Below are 864 nucleotides of genomic sequence, written 5' to 3' on the forward strand. Positions count from 1 at the left end.
ATTGTAGCCTTTCTATGCGATATCGCGAAGGGAGACAGACTGGAGATCATCAAACCATATATCATTGAAACGCCGAAAGACTTCGTGCAGGTCGGGAGTCCCTTCATGTCCTTCTTCTATTACGAGGCTTTGGCTAAGATGGGACGTCTTGATATGCTCATGAAAGATATGCAGTGCAATTACGGATTCATGATCGAGAATGATGCCACCACGTGTTGGGAGATGTATCCTTGGAGCGGGTTCTACACGAATCCAAAGGTAATGACGCGCAGCCATTGTCATGCTTGGTCGGCGGGACCGGCTTATTTCCTCGGTGCTTATGTCCTTGGTGTTCAGGGTGTTACCCCGGGGTGGTCCAATGTGAGGGTTGCTCCTGAGCCCTGCGGGCTGCGATGGGCTTCCGGCTCTGTGCCACTGCCTCATGGCGGACGTATTGATGTCTCCTGGAGGGTCGAAGAGGCAGGTCTGTTAAAACTAAGAATTGAAGCGCCGCCGGAGGTTGAGATCATAACTGAAGCACCGAAGGGCTACGAACTGAGGGTGGAATACCGAAGTAAGAATTCATCCAATAGAGAGGTCGAGTCGAAACGAAGGGTATCGGAAAAGGATTAGTATCCTTGATGGTTCTGATGGGAGCACTCTGGTTTGGCACGAATAACGTTCATGCGCAAGATGAATCTATACAGGACAGTGCGTTCACTTTCTTCAATGGAGCAGCGCGAATGGCTGACTCCACGGCACCAGACCAATATTCCGCCCGAATGGCTAACGATAATACGGGATGGAATATTCAGTATATGAATTGGGATTTCTCTCATCTGAAGCCTGGCACGTTATATGATGTCTACGTGAAGGTTAAGGTGA

2 protein-coding genes are annotated in these 864 nt (G+C 49.5%); both read left to right on the forward strand.

Going from position 1 to position 864, the window contains the following annotated elements:
• Window positions 1-612, forward strand: a 612-nt coding sequence (locus tag ACFQZR_RS20720; RefSeq protein ID WP_379349473.1) for an alpha-L-rhamnosidase C-terminal domain-containing protein, incomplete at its 5' end; no start/stop codon positions are given.
• A 5-nt stretch (window positions 613-617) separates the two neighbouring features.
• Window positions 618-864 (forward strand): hypothetical protein (locus ACFQZR_RS20725; protein ID WP_379349475.1); only part of this gene is annotated, 247 nt, incomplete at its 3' end.

Source organism: Paenibacillus sp. GCM10027629 (assembly GCF_042676425.1).
Classification (GTDB): domain Bacteria; phylum Bacillota; class Bacilli; order Paenibacillales; family Paenibacillaceae; genus Paenibacillus_K; species Paenibacillus_K terrigena.